The organism is Sporosarcina ureae, from assembly GCF_029267015.1.
GTDB lineage: Bacteria > Bacillota > Bacilli > Bacillales_A > Planococcaceae > Sporosarcina > Sporosarcina ureae_D.
The window spans coordinates 1-16518 of the sequence record NZ_JARIEA010000075.1 but is presented as its reverse complement, the minus strand read 5'-3'; the positions used below and the strand labels follow the sequence as shown (position 1 = coordinate 16518).

Sequence of the window (16518 nt, the reverse complement as noted above, 5' to 3'; positions counted from 1 at the left end):
CGATCCAATCAATCTGTTACGTACTTTTCCAGAATCGAAGAAAGGTATCACCGTTTCACTGTCTTCATCTTTATAGACCACAATCTAACTTGTCAACCACTCAGTAGCGCAGGCACAACTGCGGGGTCGGCCGTGGCCATGAGACAGCTAGCAGCTCTACCGCTAGTTGGCTCATGGCTGGAGGCAATCCCCCACGTGCCTGCGCGGCTCCAAAGCATGACCCTCACTACTTTCAATGACCAAGCCAATATCGAGCAACGACCCTAACCCACAAAAACACCGCCAAAAAGACGTACGATACATTAAGTTTATTCATATAACATTCGTCTTTATGACAAAACTTCAACGTTTCAAAATGAAAAATTCATAAAAAGTACAGTAAAACCGATGATTTTTTTATCGAACAATGATAGAATAAGCGATAAGTAAAAATAGAAATGAGGGTGCGCAGTGAAAGTTGCAATTTCTTCAGACCACGGAGGCAACAATCTCCGAAAAGAGATCACCAATCTATTAACCGAACTCGACATAGAATATATCGACTACGGGCCGGACGCCGACACTTCCGTCGACTATCCAGACTATGCAGTACCAGTAGCAAATGACGTCGTAGCGGGGAAAGTAGACCGCGGCATCTTGATTTGCGGCACAGGAATCGGCATGTCCATTTCCGCCAATAAAGTCAAAGGTATCCGTTGTGCGCTCGTTCATGATGTATTCAGCGCAAAAGCAACACGCGGACATAACGACTCCAACATCTTAGCAATGGGAGAACGTGTAATTGGACCAGGGCTAGCACGAGAAATCGTTAGCACTTGGCTTGAAACCGAATTTGAAGGCGGCCGTCACGAGCGTCGTATAAATAAAATGATGGAACTTGAAAAGAACTAACGAAAGCAGGTGGAACAAGTGGATGCCATTGAATTATGGAAACTGCAGCTAGACCAAGCATTGACCGAATTTGCCGAACAAGCACCACCTGCCGAAGGGACGATTTTCGTCGTCGGCTGTTCTACTTCTGAAGTAGCAGGTGCACGGATCGGCACGAACGGTGCACTTGAAATAGGAGAAGCATTATTCGCGCCGCTTCAGGCGTTTGCGGATAAATACAATGTATATTTAGCATTTCAAGGTTGTGAGCACATCAACCGTGCTATCACTTTGGAACGCAAGACGGCACAGCAATTCCATTTGGAACCTGTATCTGTCGTACCTGTCTTTAAAGCGGGGGGCTCTATGTCCACCTATGCCTACAAGAAATTCAGCGATCCCGTCGTAGTGGAGTCAGTTCAGGCAAATGCCGGTATCGATATCGGACAAACGTTGATTGGTATGCAAATGAAGCCAGTCGTCGTTCCAATCCGTACATCCATTCACAAAATCGGTGAAGCTGTCATCACACTTGCGACAACTCGTCCAAAATTAATTGGCGGAAGTCGTGCTAAATACGAATAAACCGTGTAGAATACAAGAAAATATAAAACTATCAGAAAAAGGGGATACTATCCAATGGACTTAAGCAATGTACAACGCGATGATGCAGCAGTATATGAGGCAATCATGGCTGAAAAAAACCGTCAGAACTCAAACATCGAACTAATCGCATCTGAAAACTTCGTTACAGAAGCGGTAATGGAAGCGCAAGGATCTTATTTGACGAATAAATATGCTGAAGGATATCCAGGCAAGCGTTACTACGGTGGATGTGAGCATGTTGACGTTGTTGAAAACATCGCACGCGACCGCGTTAAAGAAATCTTCGGCGCAGCATATGCAAACGTACAGCCACACTCCGGTGCACAAGCAAACATGGCGGTTTACTTCACAGCACTTGAGCCTGGCGATACAGTTCTTGGGATGAACCTTTCTCACGGCGGTCACTTAACACACGGTTCACCAGTTAACTTCTCCGGAAAACTTTATAATTTCGTAGATTACGGTGTAACGAAAGAAGAAGAAGTCATCGACTATGAAGACGTTCGTCAAAAAGCGCTTGAGCACAAGCCGAAAATGATCGTTGCAGGTGCAAGTGCATACCCACGTGCAATCGACTTCGCGAAATTCCGTGAAATTGCGGATGAAGTCGGCGCATATTTGATGGTAGACATGGCTCACATTGCTGGACTAGTAGCAGTAGGCGAGCACCAAAATCCAGTTCCACACGCACATTTCGTGACATCCACAACGCATAAAACATTGCGTGGACCACGTGGCGGTATCATTCTATTGAATGAAGAAACGGCTGAAGAATTCGGTAAGAAAATTGATAAAACAGTATTCCCAGGCGTTCAAGGTGGACCATTGATGCACGTAATCGCTGCAAAAGCGGTAGCGTTCAAAGAAGTATTGGATCCTTCATTCAAGGCATACGCGCAACAAGTAAAGAAAAACGCTGTGGCATTGGCTGAAAAACTTCAAGCAGAAGGTATTGATGTAGTTTCAGGCGGTACGGACAACCACATCGTACTTGTGAAGCTGAAATCACTTGAACTAACAGGTAAAGTAGCAGAGCACGTATTGGATGAAGTCGGTATCACAGTAAACAAAAACACTGTACCATTCGACACAGAAGGACCATTCATCACATCAGGTATCCGTATCGGTACACCTGCAGTTACAACACGCGGCTTCGTTGAAGAAGACATGGTAGAAGTGGGACGCATCATCGCAGAGTTATTGAAAAACCATGAAGACCAGTCAGCAAAAGACGAAGCACGTAAAGCAATCACAGCTCTAACAGATCAGCATCCTCTATATAAGTAAGAAGTGTAGCGCCTGACATTGTGTCAGGCGTTTTTTAGTGTGGTTTTCTAGAGTCTATGAGCGGATAAAGGGGAGAATAGAGCGGATAAAAGTCGTGATAGAGCATTCACGGTTCACCATAGAGCGAATAACGTTCCGTATAGAGCGTTCATCGGCCACGATAGAGCGCTCAGCCGCATACATTGAGCGTGTGTCTGAATATCTAAATACTCGCAACCTTTGCTGAACTAACCTTAATCTATTTCGTTCGAACAAATCACACATGTTCACTGCGCCTATCGCAAAGTTTCTGTTATAATGTACAAGATATTCTGAAAAGGAGCGATATAAATGGGAAAAGTACATGTGTTTGATCATCCATTAATTCAGCACAAATTAACGTTTATACGAAAGGCAGATACAGGCACGAAAGAATTCCGTGAACTAGTGAACGAACTAGCAACACTTATGGCGTTTGAAATTACACGTGATCTACCAACGCAAGAAATCACGATCCAAACACCCGTCTGTGAAGCGAAATCACGCATTTTAGCTGGGAAGAAACTAGGTATAGTTCCAATCTTGCGCGCGGGAATTGGTATGGTAGACGGAATCATCGATCTAATCCCAGCTGCAAAAGTGGGACACGTTGGATTATTCCGCGACCCAGAAACACTAAAACCTGTTGAATACTTTGTAAAGTTACCATCTGACGTATCCGAGCGCGAATTCATCGTAGTGGATCCGATGCTTGCGACAGGCGGCACAGCTGTCGAGGCGATCAATTCAATGAAAAAACGTGGCGCAGTGAACATTAAGTTCATGTGCTTGGTCGCAGCTCCAGAAGGTGTGGAAGTATTGACGAAAGCACACCCAGATGTAGATGTATACATCGCAGCGCTAGACGAAAAGCTTGATGAACATGGCTACATTGTACCGGGTCTAGGTGACGCGGGTGACCGTTTATTCGGCACAAAATAATGGAGGGATCATTCATTGACTAAGAAATGGAAAGTGATGACCATTTTCGGTACGAGACCGGAAGCTATTAAAATGGCACCACTTGTATTGGAACTTGAAAAGCATCCAGAGCAAATCGAGTCAATTGTTACCGTCACAGCTCAGCATCGTCAAATGCTTGACCAAGTGCTGGAAACATTCAACATCACACCAGACTATGATTTAAATATTATGAAAGACCGACAGACACTCATCGATGTGGCTACGCGCGGTCTTGAAGGTCTGGATAAAGTAATGAAAGAAGCGCAACCGGACATCGTGCTCGTTCACGGCGACACATCCACGACGTTCATTGGGAGTCTGGCTGCATTCTATAATCAAATTTCAGTAGGACACGTCGAAGCGGGACTACGTACGTGGAATAAATATTCTCCGTACCCTGAAGAAATGAATCGTCAACTGACAGGTGTCATTGCGGATCTTCATTTTTCACCGACGGAAAGATCAGCGCAAAACCTGATCGACGAAGGGAAAAACAAAGAACGTATCTACGTCACAGGCAATACCGCCATCGATGCATTGCAAACTACAGTAGACCCTGATTACCACCATCCGATTTTCGATACTCTCGGTGATGATCGCTTAGTACTGTTGACAGCACACCGCCGCGAAAACCTCGGCGAACCGATGCGTAACATGTTCCGTGCGATCAACCGCCTGCTCGACAAACACGATGACATCCAGGTAATCTACCCTGTTCACATGAATCCGGCAGTACGTGAAGTGGCGGATGAGTTGCTCGGCAACAACGACCGCGTGCATCTAATCGAACCGTTAGAAGTATTGGACTTCCATAACTTTGCGGCGCGTTCGCATATTATCCTGACAGACTCAGGCGGCATTCAAGAAGAAGCACCATCTCTTGGAAAGCCAGTTATCGTCTTGCGTGACACGACCGAACGGCCAGAAGGTATTGATGCAGGAACGCTGCGCTTGGCTGGTACTGAAGAAGAAAGCATCTTCCAACTTTCCGACGCACTTCTGTCTGATGACGCAGAGTACGAAAAAATGTCTAAGGCCCACAACCCATATGGTGACGGCCACGCATCCAAGCGTATTGTAGGATGCCTACTCGAGTATTTATCTTCACTATAAGAACCCAAAACAGCAGAGAACCTTCTGCTGTTTTTCCGTTTTAAAGATAAGTGAAGAGAGGGGAGGGGACTTGTAGTTAGGATGCAGGCTAAGGAATAATGAGTGAATTTGTGAGTAGTTCGGGATGGAAGCTCCAGTTGGAGGACGCTTTCCCATGGGCCCGCGGTGAGCCAACCAGTTCGCTCTGCTCTCTTTTGGTTGTCTCTCCTTTCGAGCTGATCCATCGGGAAGAGCCGTTACGAAGAACGGCTTTTGCGAGTAAAAGCGAAGCGTTAGGAGCACATCTTTGCACTTCGCCCTCAACTTCCGCTTCCATCCTACGTTGATAGTTTGAATACTTAGATCATTCACTGTAGGAAGTGTGTGAATTATTGTTTTGTCTGCACTTAATTAGATTCAAGAGCTGAAGTTCAAAACCGATTACTACCAAAATTTCAGTGCACAACAAAAAGTATCGACCACTTGCACTGCAGGGATTGGAGCGTAGGAGGGGCGACTCCTGGAGGATCAGTTCGACAGGTGAGACAACCAAGGGAGCTTGCGACTGGTTGGCTCAACGCGAACCCTCAGGAAAGCGTCCCCTCCGAAGCACCAATCCCTACCCCAAAACTCTGCCAGCTATCCTATGCATAAAATGTCATAAATTTGTATGGTTATGAAAAATTAGACGGAAACTTCTGATTTTCCTCTTCCTTCATAACCGACACTACGGTACACTAGAATTATTGATGGTTTAAAAAAGGGGAAGGAGCACCATTATGCCTATACATACTATGAAAACATTTACATTCACAGCCCCAAACTTTACCGAATGGAAAGAAGCGGCTGTTCTATCACTCAAAGGGAAGCCTTTTGAATCGTTATACACAAAAACAATCGAGGGCATTGAACTCAATCCACTTTACACAAAAGAGGACCTCGATCAACTAGAGGTCTCACGCGTAACCAAGCCTACATTTGGCTGGACTATCGCACAACCTGTAAGCGCAACAAATGGGGAACAGTTTGTGCAACAGATGAAGGAATCATTGGCACGCGGCAATGAAGCCATTGCTTATAACGGACTAAAATCTTTAGTCTGGACGGAGCAGGACATCAAACAAGTAGCAGAGTTGATCACGCAATATCCGATTTTATTCACCGAAGTGCAAAGCGATGATCCAATCTTGCAAGCCTTCACACATATAGAAGAATCAAAGCGTCAAGACGTTACAGGAATTTGCATTAGTGCAGTCCCGGTACTACCTGAAGGATTCCCAGGAGTTCGTACGAAAGGTGCCGATTTATGGACAGCGCATCACGAAGGTGCAGACGCGGTCACTGAACTTGCATTATCACTATCTCTCGCAGCTGAACTAGCGGAAGAAGCTTCTTCATTTGAAGAATTTACAAACGACTTCTATGCACGATTTGCTTCGGATACACATTTTTTCATGGAAATCGCAAAGTTCCGTGCATTCCGGGTGTTGTGGAAGTTATTTAACGAAGCGTATGGAGTGGAAAACGCGAAACAAGTACCTTTGCTTGGTATTACATCACTGCGTTCCTACTCAAAGCTCGATCCATATGTAAACTTATTACGTGGCGGCAACTCTGCATTCGCGGCTATTTTAGGCGGCGCAGATTGGTTGACGGTATTGCCACACGATGTATTGACAGGTACGTCTCCAAGTTCGAATCGTTACGCACGCAATATTCAGTTGATTCTGAAGGAAGAGACACATATCGATCAAGTTCTTGATCCAGCAGGCGGTTCATACTTTATCGAATCGCTGACAACTGAATTAATTCGTAAATCATGGGCGAAGTTCTTAGAGATTGAAGAGAATGGCGGTTATCAAGCATTCTTGCAGTCTGGTGAATTAAGCAAGCTTTACGCGCAGCGTCAAAAAGAAATGGCGACAGGTAAGAAGACGTTGATCGGTACGAATGTCTATGCAGAATTGACGGATGTAAATTATGCGAATGAATCTACCGTAACAGTATCCAAACGATTGGCAGTGCCATTTGAAAATATTCGTTCTAAACAGAAAGAAGAATTACCGAAAACGGTATTGCTAAACTTTGGCGCGTTGAAAGATTATAAACCACGCGCAGATTTCGTCAGCGGATTTTTGGCAGTTGGCGGTATCGAAGCGACGTGGAGCCCTTCTTTTGAGACGAACGATCAAGCGCTCAGTTGGATCGAAGAACAACAGCCGGATTATGCGGTAATTTGTGCGTCCGCTGCAGACACAGAAGAAGCGGTAACGAACTTCCTCGCTTCGTATAAAGGGAATTGTCCAATTGATACAGCAGGGAAGTATCCAGCAGAAACAGCAGATCAGTGGCTTGCAAATGGACTGAATGGTTTCATTTTTGCAGGACAAGACAAGATCGAAAAGTTGAATTCTATTATAATGCAAACAAAAGGAGGCCGTTCCGTTGAGTAAACCTGATTTCCGTAAAGTCAATATAGAACAATCACTCAATGAACTCTCACAGCAAACCTTGTCAAAAGAGAACTTTTTAACAAATGAAGGAATCAATGTAGCGCCTGTCTATACAGCAAAGGACATTGAAAACACTGAGCATTTGAAAGACTTCCCAGGTATTGCACCGAACACACGCGGACCGTATCCGACGATGTACGTGGCACGTCCTTGGACGGTCCGTCAGTATGCTGGTTTCTCTACAGCGGAAGAAAGTAACGCGTTTTACCGTCGGAACTTGGCGATGGGGCAAAAAGGACTTTCTGTTGCGTTTGACCTTGCGACTCACCGAGGGTATGACTCCGATCATCCTCGTGTAACGGGTGACGTAGGTAAAGCAGGAGTTGCGATTGATTCTATTGAAGATATGAAGATTTTATTCGCAGGTATTCCACTTGATCAAATGTCGGTATCGATGACGATGAACGGTGCGGTTTTGCCGATCATGGCGTTCTATATTGTGGCAGCTGAAGAGTCGGGTGTGGCGCCTGAAAAGCTTTCGGGTACTATCCAAAATGACATTTTAAAAGAGTATATGGTACGTAATACGTACATCTTCCCACCAGCTATGTCGATGCGGATCATTGCGGATATTTTCTCGTATACTTCTGAAAACATGCCGAAATTTAACTCGATTTCGATCTCGGGTTACCATATGCAAGAAGCAGGAGCGACAGCCGATATCGAGCTAGCCTATACACTTGCAGACGGCTTGGAATATGTTCGTACGGGTTTAAAGGCGGGTATTGATATCGATTCATTCGCACCACGTTTGTCATTCTTCTGGGCAATCGGCATGAACTACTATATGGAAATAGCAAAAATGAGAGCGGCACGGAAAATTTGGGCACAGATGATGCAGTCATTTGAACCGAAGAACCCGAAGACACTTGCATTGCGTACACACTCTCAAACATCAGGCTGGAGTTTGACGGAGCAAGATCCATTCAACAACGTAACGCGTACATTGGTCGAAGCTAACGCATCATCTATGGGTCACACGCAGTCATTGCACACGAACGCATTGGATGAAGCCATCGCATTACCGACAGATTTCTCGGCTCGTATTGCACGGAACACGCAGTTGTTCTTACAAGAAGAGACGATGATGACGAAAGTAATCGATCCTTGGGGCGGTTCATACTATGTGGAGAAGTTAACGGAAGAGTTAATGGAAAAAGCGTGGGAATTAATCGGTGAAATTGAATCACTTGGTGGCATGGCAGAAGCAATTGAAACCGGCTTGCCGAAAATGAAAATTGAAGAAGCTGCAGCGAAGCGCCAAGCAAAAATTGATTCGAAAGCGGAAACGATTGTCGGTGTGAATAAATATCGTCTCGACACGGAAGATGCGATTGATATTCTCGATATCGATAATACGATGGTACGCCAGAAGCAAATAGACCGCATTAACGATATGAAAGACAAGCGTGATGAGAAAGTAGTTCAAGCAACTCTTACGGCAATCACGGAAGCGGCCAAGAGCGGTGAAGGGAACTTACTGGCATTGGCGGTAGACGCGGCAAGAGCGCGCGCAACAATCGGTGAAATTTCGGATGCGATTGAATCCGTATCCGGTAGACATAAGGCGGTGATCCGTTCAGTGAGTGGTGTATATAGCGCGAACTTCTCGAATGAAGAGGAGATCCAAGAAGTAAAAGATATGACCGATGAATTCCTTGAAAACGAAGGACGTCGACCACGTATTTTAGTAGCGAAAATGGGCCAAGACGGACATGACCGCGGAGCGAAAGTAATCGCGTCTTCGTTTGCCGACTTAGGATTTGATGTCGATATCGGACCTTTATTCCAAACACCTGAAGAAACAGCTTTACAGGCAGCGGAAAATGATGTGCACGTGATCGGTGTGAGTTCGCTTGCGGCAGGTCATAAAACATTGGTTCCGACATTGCGTGAAGAACTGAAGAAAATCAATCGTGAAGACATTTTAGTCGTTGTAGGTGGCGTTATTCCGGCACAGGATTATGATTTCTTGCGCAAGAATGGTGCGGCCGCAATCTTTGGCCCAGGTACGGTTATTCCAGTGGCGGCACAGAAAGTCATTGAGGAGATTTACCGACAGCTAGGCTACGAGGAAGTGACGGATTGACAGAAAAACAAAACGGACGAGATGAATCAGCAATGCATGTGATGCGCGGAATTAAATCCACTCACGATGGATTTGTTGCCTCTTCCCGTAAACGCTTTGTTAAGAAAGATCCATCTCATAAAAATTTGGATGTATTGAAGCAGGAAATAGAAAATGGTTCCCGTCTTTATTTGGCACGCGGTATTACGTTGCTTGAAAGTACGAAACCGAGTGATAAAGAGGTCGGTCAGGAAGTGTTGACTAGCCTTCTGCCGAAAACGGGCAACTGTATTCGAATTGGGATTACAGGTGTACCCGGTGCAGGGAAAAGTACATTTATCGAGGCATTCGGTTTGATGCTTGCGGATATGGGACATAAAGTCGCGGTACTCGCGATTGATCCGAGTTCTACGTTGACTGGTGGAAGTATCTTGGGTGACAAGACTCGTATGGAGGAGTTGGCGCGGCATAAAAATGCGTTTATCCGCCCTTCTCCGTCAGCTGGGACGCTTGGCGGCGTGCATAAGAAATCACGCGAAACGATGTTGCTTTGCGAAGCGGCGGGGTATGACGTGATTTTGATTGAAACGGTCGGAGTCGGGCAAGGCGAAACAATTGTCCGAGGCATGGTCGATTATTTCATGTTGCTAGTGCTGACTGGTGCGGGTGATGAACTGCAAGGAATGAAAAAAGGAATCATGGAGCTGACAGACGGTGTCGTCGTGCATAAGAATGACGGGGCGAATAAGCCACTCGTCAAAAAAACAGTACGCGAATATACACGGATCATGCACATGCTCCAACCGGCTTCTCCTGAATGGACATCGAAAGTACAACCGGTGTCTTCTTTAGAAAAAACGGGCTTGGAAGCGGTATGGGAAACAATCTTAGAGTTCGAACGAGAAATGAAAGAAAAGAATCATTGGGATACAAGACGTCAACATCAGACACGTGATTGGTTCCATGCGATGATTCGTGATCACTTGATTGACTCATTCTTTTCAGAGCAAGGCCGTAAAACGCAGGTGAAGGTACTCGAAGAAGAATTGCTAAATGGACATCTAACAGTGACGGGGGCAATTGATCGATTGTTTTCTTCTTGATTCTTGCGTAAATATGCTATGATTAAAGAGGATAGCCAATTATCATTAGGGAAGCTTCATAGCGGTACTGAACGCGCTATCACAATTATATATACCAAGAGAGGAGATATTGTAAAATGACTATGAACTTTGATTTTTACATGAACGATATGACGAACCAAGCGAGATCCGAAATGGAGGCTAGCGGCTACAAACAATTGAAAACACCTGAAGACGTAGAGGAAGCATTCAAGCAACCAGGTACGACGTTAGTAATGGTGAACTCTGTTTGTGGGTGTGCCGGTGGAATTGCTCGCCCAGCAGCTGCACACGCAGTACACTACGACAAGCGCCCTGACCACTTAGTGACGGTATTTGCTGGACAAGACAAAGAAGCAACTGCACAAGCACGCATGCACTTCGGCGAAGACCACATCCCGTCCTCTCCATCATTTGCTCTTCTAAAAGACGGCAAACTGATCGGTGAAGTAGGACGTTTCGAAATCGAAGGACATGATCCGATGTCTGTTGTTGTGAATCTTCAAGAACAGTTTGAAGAGCACTGCGAAGAATTGTAACATCTAGCTACATGCGCCAGTCTCTCGGATCGCTTCGGTCCTGATTCAAAAGGCAAGTTCGGCCTTTTGCTTCAGGCTCTCCAGCGTCTGTCGAGACTAAACGGCGCATTCCGCTTTTGTCTCATCTAGCTACACGCGCCAGTCTCTCGGATCGCTTCGGTCCTGATTCAAAAGGCAAGTTCGGCCTTTTGCTTCAGGCCCTCCAGCGTCTGTCGAGACTAGACGGCGCATTCCGCTTTAGAATCAAAAAAGCAGTTCGCATACAGTAGTATGCGAACTGCCCTTAATTATTAGAAGAACATGCTGAGACCCATGAACATGGTAGATGCAATCATGGCGACAATCATCAAGTACACAATTGTTTTTTGAATTTTTTTATTACTCATGCAGCAAAACTCCTTACGCGTTGGGATAGGTTTGTCTCTATTTTAACAGAAATAAGGATTTTCACAACTAGAATGGCTGTTCTATGTACACATACTAGATACGTAGTAAAAGGGGAATGTCTTATGAACAAGGTAGATCATATTGGGATTGCTGTGAAAAGTATTGAGGAAACATTACCATATTACATAGATACACTCGGATTGACAGTTTTAGCAATCGAAGAAGTGGCTAGCCAAGGTGTTAAAGTGGCGTTCATCGATTCGAATAATGTCAAGATCGAGTTGCTTGAACCGATGACGGAGACAAGCCCGATTGCGAAGTTTATTGAAAAACGCGGTGAAGGGGTTCACCATATCGCATTTGGAGTGACGGATATTCGTTCAAGAATGAAGGAATTGGAAGAAAAAGGCGTTCAACTACTTTCAACTGAACCCAAACCAGGTGCTGGCGGAGCAGAAGTTGCATTTTTGCATCCGAAATCATCGTATGGTGTTCTGTATGAATTATGTGAAAAGACTAAGGGGGAATAATAGATGAATATTTACGATAAAATTAATGAACTGTACGACAAGAAACGTGAAATTGAGCTAGGTGGCGGCGATGATCGAATTCTGAAGCAGCACGAAAAGGGGAAACTGACTGCTCGTGAACGGATTGAATTACTACTTGACGAAGGTACATTTGTCGAATTAAATCCATTTGTTGTGCACCGCACACGCGATTTCGGTATGGACAAACTAGAAGGACCTGGCGATGGTGTCGTAACGGGTTACGGTAAAGTCCACGGTCGTCCGATTTATTTATTCTCCCAAGACTTCACGGTATTTGGTGGCGCACTTGGAGAAATGCACGCAATGAAAATTGCCAATGTTATGGATTTGGCTGCGAAAAACGGTGCTCCATTCATTGGATTGAACGACTCAGGCGGCGCACGTATTCAAGAAGGTGTTCTATCTCTTGACGGTTACGGTGAAATATTCTATCGTAATGCGATTTATTCTGGAGTTATTCCACAAATTTCTGTAATTCTTGGGCCATGTGCGGGTGGCGCGGTGTATTCTCCAGCGATCACGGACTTCGTCATCATGACGGATAAAACAAGCCAAATGTTCATTACTGGGCCAAAAGTTATCGAAACAGTAACGGGTGAGAAAATCACTTCTGAAGATCTAGGTGGAGCAAAAGTTCACAACACGATCAGCGGTAACGCCCATCTTCGTGGAGCAAGTGAAGAAGAAGTACTGGAAAAAACACGTGAATTATTAACATATCTACCACAAAACAACACAGAAAAGACACCGATTCAGCCATTCGATGAGCAAGATGATTATCGTGAAGATTTGGCAGATACGGTACCTTACGAAACGATCCGTCCATATGACGTGCGTAAAGTATTGGAGCAAGTAGTGGATGAAGGGTCATTCTTTGAAATTCAGCCTGAATTCGCAAAGAACGCAGTAGTCGGCTATGCACGTATGAAAGGTGAAACAGTAGGATTTGTTTGTAACCAGCCGAAAGTTATGGCAGGCGGACTAGACATTAACTCTTCTGATAAAATCGCACGTTTCATCCGTACATGTGACTCATTCAATATTCCATTGATCACTTTTGAAGACGTGACAGGATTCTTCCCTGGTATTAAACAAGAGCACGGGGGAATCATTCGTCACGGGGCGAAGATTCTATATGCATACTCAGAAGCAACTGTACCGAAAATTACATTGATCTTGCGTAAAGCTTTCGGTGGCGCATATGTTGCACTGAATTCTAAATCAATCGGTGCGGACTTAGTCTTCGCTTGGCCGAACGCAGAAGTAGCTGTAATGGGTGCGGAAGGTGCTGCGAACATCATCTTCGCACGCGATATCGCAAAAAGTGAAGATCCGGAAGCAACGCGTGCAGCGAAAATCGAAGAATACCGTGAAAAATTTGCCAATCCATATGTTGCGGCTTCACACGGCATGATCGACGATGTAATCGATCCACGCGAAACTCGTATCAAATTACTTCAAGGACTTGAAATGATGCGCAATAAGCACGAAGATCGTCCGAAGAAAAAGCACGGCAACATCCCACTATAAATAAAGGAGTCTTACATCATGAATGCACAACGATTACTTCAAGAATTTTTGGAGTTAGTAAAAATTGATTCTGAAACTAAAAACGAACGAAATATTGCAGACATTCTGACGAAGAAATTGCAGGAATTGGGCTTTGACGTGACGGAAGATGATACAGCGGAAAAGACTGGACACGGTGCAGGTAATTTAATTGCCAACTTGCCGGGTACAGTGGCTGAAGCGGATCCGATTTTCTTCACATGTCATATGGATACGGTCGTTCCAGGACAATCGATTCAGCCAATCGTCAAAGAAGACGGCTATGTCTACAGTGACGGCACAACGATTTTGGGTGCAGATGATAAAGCTGGGATTGCTGCTCTTCTCGAAATGGCGAAAGTCATCCAAGAGTCAGACAAGCCGCATGGTCCGATCCAGTTCATTATCACTGCGGGTGAAGAGAGCGGATTAGTCGGAGCGAAAGCGATGAACCCTGACTACTTGAAAGCGAAATACGGCTTTGCAGTCGATAGCGACGGAGAAGTAGGCGGCATTGTTACGGCTGCTCCTTATCAGTCAAAATTATGGACGACGATTTACGGTAAGACAGCTCACGCTGGTGTGGCGCCTGAAAAAGGAATTTCCGCGATTTCACTTGCTGCTAAATCCATTGCGGGCATGAAACTGGGTAGAATCGATGAAGAGACGACAGCGAATATCGGTCGTTTTGAAGGCGGAAAAGCTACGAATATCGTTTGTGAAGAAGCTTTCATCTTGTCTGAAGTTCGCTCGATCAATCCTGATAAAATGAAGCAACAAATCGACTTAATGGTCGAGAAGTTTGCTTCGACTTCTGAATCGTTAGGTGGTAAAGCGGTAACTGAAACACAACTCATGTATCCTGGTTTCTCGATCGGGGATGACGAAGAAGTCGTGCAAGTCGCGATGAAATCCATCCGCAATATCGGTCGTGAACCGAAGATTATGACAAGTGGCGGCGGAAGTGATGGCAATGTGTTCAACGGTATGGGTGTTCCAACTGTCACATTGTCTGTCGGTTACGAAGAGATTCATACGAAAAACGAACGCATGCCGGTGAAAGAATTGGAGAAGCTGACTGAATTATTGCTTGAAATTGTCGGTCATGCAATCCATACGGCGTAATAATCTCAACCAAGAGCCTTGAAAGAAGGTGCAACTATGCAAACTGTGATAGTACGGACAGGCAATGAAGAATATGCACTGCCGGTAGAATCGGTGATTTCCATCGAGAAACTGGAATACGTCACACCGATTCCTCATCTTCCACCGTATTTACTTGGACTGATGAGATCGCGTGGCGAACTGGTGCCTATTCTCGATTTAAGTCAAATCCTATATCATCAAGCAACACCACGGGACATCGAATCCCATGTAGTCGTCGTGAAAACGAATCAGCTCGAAGTTGGTTTATTAGTGCTAGACGCAAGAGAAATCTTGGAATTGCCAGAGGACCGGTTAACTTCTAGCGCGTTAAAAGCATATTCCAAAACACCTTATTTCGTGACTGTCGCGAATTTGGAAGATCGCGTCGTGACTGTCATTGATCCGAATATTATGGCGGACACACTTCATGGGATGGATGAAATCTCTAGCTATATGAAGGAACAACATCAATCAAATTAGTAGGCAAAAAGAACATACATTTGTTAAAATGGAAGAGTGGCAGACTGAAGTCGGTTTGCCGCTTTTTCCTATTACATGAATATTTCCCAGGAAAGAAAGGTGTTTACATGACGGATCTGACTATCGCTAATCCACGTGTCATTATGCATCTTGATATGAACAGCTTCTTTGCCTCTGTTGAACAGGCTGCGAATCCTAAGCTAAAAGGAATTCCACTTGCGGTCGCCGGTAACCCGAAAGAACGCAGAGGAATTCTCGTGACATGTTCATATGAGGCAAGGGCATTCGGTGTCTACACGACGATGACTGTTGGAGAAGCTAAACGCCTATGTCCAAATTTAACGATTATTCCTCCACGTCATGAATTATACCGGCAAATGTCTGACTCCGTTTTTGAAATCCTCCGAAGTTATACGGAATGGGTGGAACCTGTTTCCATCGATGAAGCGTATATCGATACGACGGAGATCGGAGGATTGACACGTGCCTATGATTTGGCCCGGGAAATTCAGTTGCGTATTTTAGCAGAACTCGATTTGCCATGCTCAATTGGCATTGCACCGAATAAATTTTTAGCAAAGACTGCTTCTGACATGAAGAAGCCGATGGGAATTACAATTTTACGCAAACGTGAAGTACAGAAAAAACTTTGGCCATTGCCGGTGATAGACATGCATGGAATCGGCAAGCGGACGGAAGAGAAATTGCATAGTGCCGGTATCAAGACGTTAGGTGATTTGGCTACTGCTGAAAAAATCACGTTGGAAGCATTACTCGGAAAAAATGGTCTGCGCTTGAAACAACGTGCAAACGGTATCGATACGCGGCCAGTTGATCCAGAAAGCGCGGAAGAACGCAAAAGTATCGGTAGCTCCACGACATTGCCGATTGATTTGACTGAGTTTGAAGAATGCGTACCCATATTCGAACGTTTGGCGAAAAAAGTGGCCGCACGCTTGGAAACGAAACTTCTAGCAGGCATGACGATTAGTATCCAGATCCGCTACGCCGATTGGCAGAACACGACAAGAAGCAGAACGCTTCAGCAAGCCGTCTATCTTGAAGAAGACATTACGAAAGTGGCGCTGCAATTGTTTCGGCAACACTGGAATGATGAGCCAATTCGACTGCTTGGCATAACGGCTGCCAACGTCATTGAACGATCCGAAATGGTCAAACAACTGACGTTCGATAATTATGAGCAACAGGAAAAGGAATATGAAATGGATCAGCTCATGTCGAGCCTGACGCAACGTTTCGGAGATGGTATTATTAAAAAAGGATTTACGAAGAATTAGCAAGGAGGGAATGCATGTGGACATAGAATTT

16 protein-coding genes are annotated in these 16518 nt (G+C 45.0%); 14 read left to right on the top strand and 2 right to left on the bottom strand.

All coding sequences use genetic code 11. The features are described 5' to 3' along the window. Window positions 1-92 precede the first annotated feature (92 nt). Window positions 93-218, bottom strand: coding sequence for a hypothetical protein (locus tag Q7P97_RS13520; protein ID WP_303969842.1), 126 nt, complete (start codon window positions 216-218; stop codon window positions 93-95). Window positions 219-450: 232 nt separating this feature from the next. Here Q7P97_RS13520 and rpiB point away from each other — a divergent pair, with 232 nt between their 5' ends. The 9 genes from rpiB (at window position 451) to Q7P97_RS13475 (ending at window position 11077) form a co-directional block, all read left to right on the top strand. Next, complete coding sequence (gene rpiB / locus Q7P97_RS13515; protein ID WP_085428147.1) at window positions 451-891, top strand: ribose 5-phosphate isomerase B; 441 nt, start codon at window positions 451-453, stop codon at window positions 889-891. An 18-nt stretch (window positions 892-909) separates the two neighbouring features. Continuing rightward, a complete protein-coding gene (locus Q7P97_RS13510) occupies window positions 910-1455 on the top strand; it encodes a TIGR01440 family protein (RefSeq protein WP_303969840.1) in 546 nt (181 codons plus the stop codon). Window positions 1456-1509: 54 nt separating this feature from the next. Continuing rightward, a complete protein-coding gene (glyA, locus tag Q7P97_RS13505; RefSeq protein WP_303969838.1) occupies window positions 1510-2763 on the top strand; it encodes a serine hydroxymethyltransferase in 1254 nt (417 codons plus the stop codon). A 330-nt stretch (window positions 2764-3093) separates the two neighbouring features. Next, window positions 3094-3723, top strand: a complete 630-nt coding sequence (upp, locus tag Q7P97_RS13500) for a uracil phosphoribosyltransferase (protein WP_085428150.1) — start codon at window positions 3094-3096, stop codon at window positions 3721-3723. A gap of 15 nt (window positions 3724-3738) precedes the next feature. Then, entirely contained in the window at window positions 3739-4857 is a 1119-nt protein-coding gene (gene wecB, locus Q7P97_RS13495; protein WP_099625045.1) for a non-hydrolyzing UDP-N-acetylglucosamine 2-epimerase, read from the top strand. 758 nt (window positions 4858-5615) lie between these two features. Next, on the top strand, window positions 5616-7289 hold the full coding sequence (locus Q7P97_RS13490) for a methylmalonyl-CoA mutase family protein (RefSeq protein WP_303969835.1): 1674 nt from the start codon (window positions 5616-5618) through the stop codon (window positions 7287-7289). Beyond that, window positions 7282-9438, top strand: coding sequence for a methylmalonyl-CoA mutase (gene scpA, locus Q7P97_RS13485; RefSeq protein WP_303969833.1), 2157 nt, complete (start codon window positions 7282-7284; stop codon window positions 9436-9438). Before Q7P97_RS13490 ends, scpA begins: the two co-directional genes overlap by 8 nt. A gap of 32 nt (window positions 9439-9470) precedes the next feature. After that, window positions 9471-10520: a methylmalonyl Co-A mutase-associated GTPase MeaB gene (gene meaB / locus Q7P97_RS13480; protein WP_303969844.1), complete on the top strand. Its 1050-nt coding sequence runs from the start codon at window positions 9471-9473 to the stop codon at window positions 10518-10520. Between the two features lie 116 nt (window positions 10521-10636). Next, entirely contained in the window at window positions 10637-11077 is a 441-nt protein-coding gene (locus tag Q7P97_RS13475) for a BrxA/BrxB family bacilliredoxin (protein ID WP_099628904.1), read from the top strand. Between the two features lie 290 nt (window positions 11078-11367). Here the strand turns inward: Q7P97_RS13475 and prli42 are convergent, their stop codons facing one another. Beyond that, window positions 11368-11463: a stressosome-associated protein Prli42 gene (gene prli42 / locus Q7P97_RS13470; RefSeq protein WP_157129905.1), complete on the bottom strand. Its 96-nt coding sequence runs from the start codon at window positions 11461-11463 to the stop codon at window positions 11368-11370. 123 nt (window positions 11464-11586) lie between these two features. Here prli42 and mce point away from each other — a divergent pair, with 123 nt between their 5' ends. The 5 genes from mce to Q7P97_RS13445 all read left to right on the top strand — a co-directional run bounded on the left by mce (window position 11587) and on the right by Q7P97_RS13445 (window position 16487). Further along, window positions 11587-11994: a methylmalonyl-CoA epimerase gene (gene mce / locus Q7P97_RS13465; RefSeq protein ID WP_085426127.1), complete on the top strand. Its 408-nt coding sequence runs from the start codon at window positions 11587-11589 to the stop codon at window positions 11992-11994. A gap of 3 nt (window positions 11995-11997) precedes the next feature. Beyond that, window positions 11998-13545, top strand: a complete 1548-nt coding sequence (locus tag Q7P97_RS13460; RefSeq protein WP_303969827.1) for an acyl-CoA carboxylase subunit beta — start codon at window positions 11998-12000, stop codon at window positions 13543-13545. Between the two features lie 18 nt (window positions 13546-13563). Then, complete coding sequence (locus Q7P97_RS13455; protein ID WP_303969825.1) at window positions 13564-14688, top strand: M20/M25/M40 family metallo-hydrolase; 1125 nt, start codon at window positions 13564-13566, stop codon at window positions 14686-14688. 36 nt (window positions 14689-14724) lie between these two features. Further along, window positions 14725-15189 carry a chemotaxis protein CheW gene (locus Q7P97_RS13450; RefSeq protein WP_303969823.1) on the top strand — a complete coding sequence of 155 codons (465 nt, stop codon included), beginning with the start codon at window positions 14725-14727 and terminating at the stop codon, window positions 15187-15189. 107 nt (window positions 15190-15296) lie between these two features. Continuing rightward, the gene (locus tag Q7P97_RS13445; protein WP_303969821.1) at window positions 15297-16487 is read left to right on the top strand and encodes a DNA polymerase IV; all 1191 of its coding nucleotides are present in this window, start codon (window positions 15297-15299) and stop codon (window positions 16485-16487) included. The last annotated feature ends 31 nt before the right edge of the window (window positions 16488-16518 follow it).

Excerpts from the sequence above, each read along its gene's own strand:
- Q7P97_RS13460 (WP_303969827.1), top strand. The coding sequence starts at position 11,998 with ATGAATATTTACGATAAAATTAATGAACTGTACGACAAGAAACGTGAA.
- mce (WP_085426127.1), top strand. The coding sequence starts at position 11,587 with ATGAACAAGGTAGATCATATTGGGATTGCTGTGAAAAGTATTGAGGAA.
- Q7P97_RS13520 (WP_303969842.1), bottom strand. The coding sequence starts at position 218 with ATGCTTTGGAGCCGCGCAGGCACGTGGGGGATTGCCTCCAGCCATGAG.
- Q7P97_RS13450 (WP_303969823.1), top strand. The coding sequence starts at position 14,725 with ATGCAAACTGTGATAGTACGGACAGGCAATGAAGAATATGCACTGCCG.
- upp (WP_085428150.1), top strand. The coding sequence starts at position 3,094 with ATGGGAAAAGTACATGTGTTTGATCATCCATTAATTCAGCACAAATTA.
- prli42 (WP_157129905.1), bottom strand. The coding sequence starts at position 11,463 with ATGAGTAATAAAAAAATTCAAAAAACAATTGTGTACTTGATGATTGTC.
- Q7P97_RS13490 (WP_303969835.1), top strand. The coding sequence starts at position 5,616 with ATGCCTATACATACTATGAAAACATTTACATTCACAGCCCCAAACTTT.
- Q7P97_RS13475 (WP_099628904.1), top strand. The coding sequence starts at position 10,637 with ATGACTATGAACTTTGATTTTTACATGAACGATATGACGAACCAAGCG.
- glyA (WP_303969838.1), top strand. The coding sequence starts at position 1,510 with ATGGACTTAAGCAATGTACAACGCGATGATGCAGCAGTATATGAGGCA.
- meaB (WP_303969844.1), top strand. The coding sequence starts at position 9,471 with ATGCATGTGATGCGCGGAATTAAATCCACTCACGATGGATTTGTTGCC.
- Q7P97_RS13455 (WP_303969825.1), top strand. The coding sequence starts at position 13,564 with ATGAATGCACAACGATTACTTCAAGAATTTTTGGAGTTAGTAAAAATT.
- Q7P97_RS13445 (WP_303969821.1), top strand. The coding sequence starts at position 15,297 with ATGACGGATCTGACTATCGCTAATCCACGTGTCATTATGCATCTTGAT.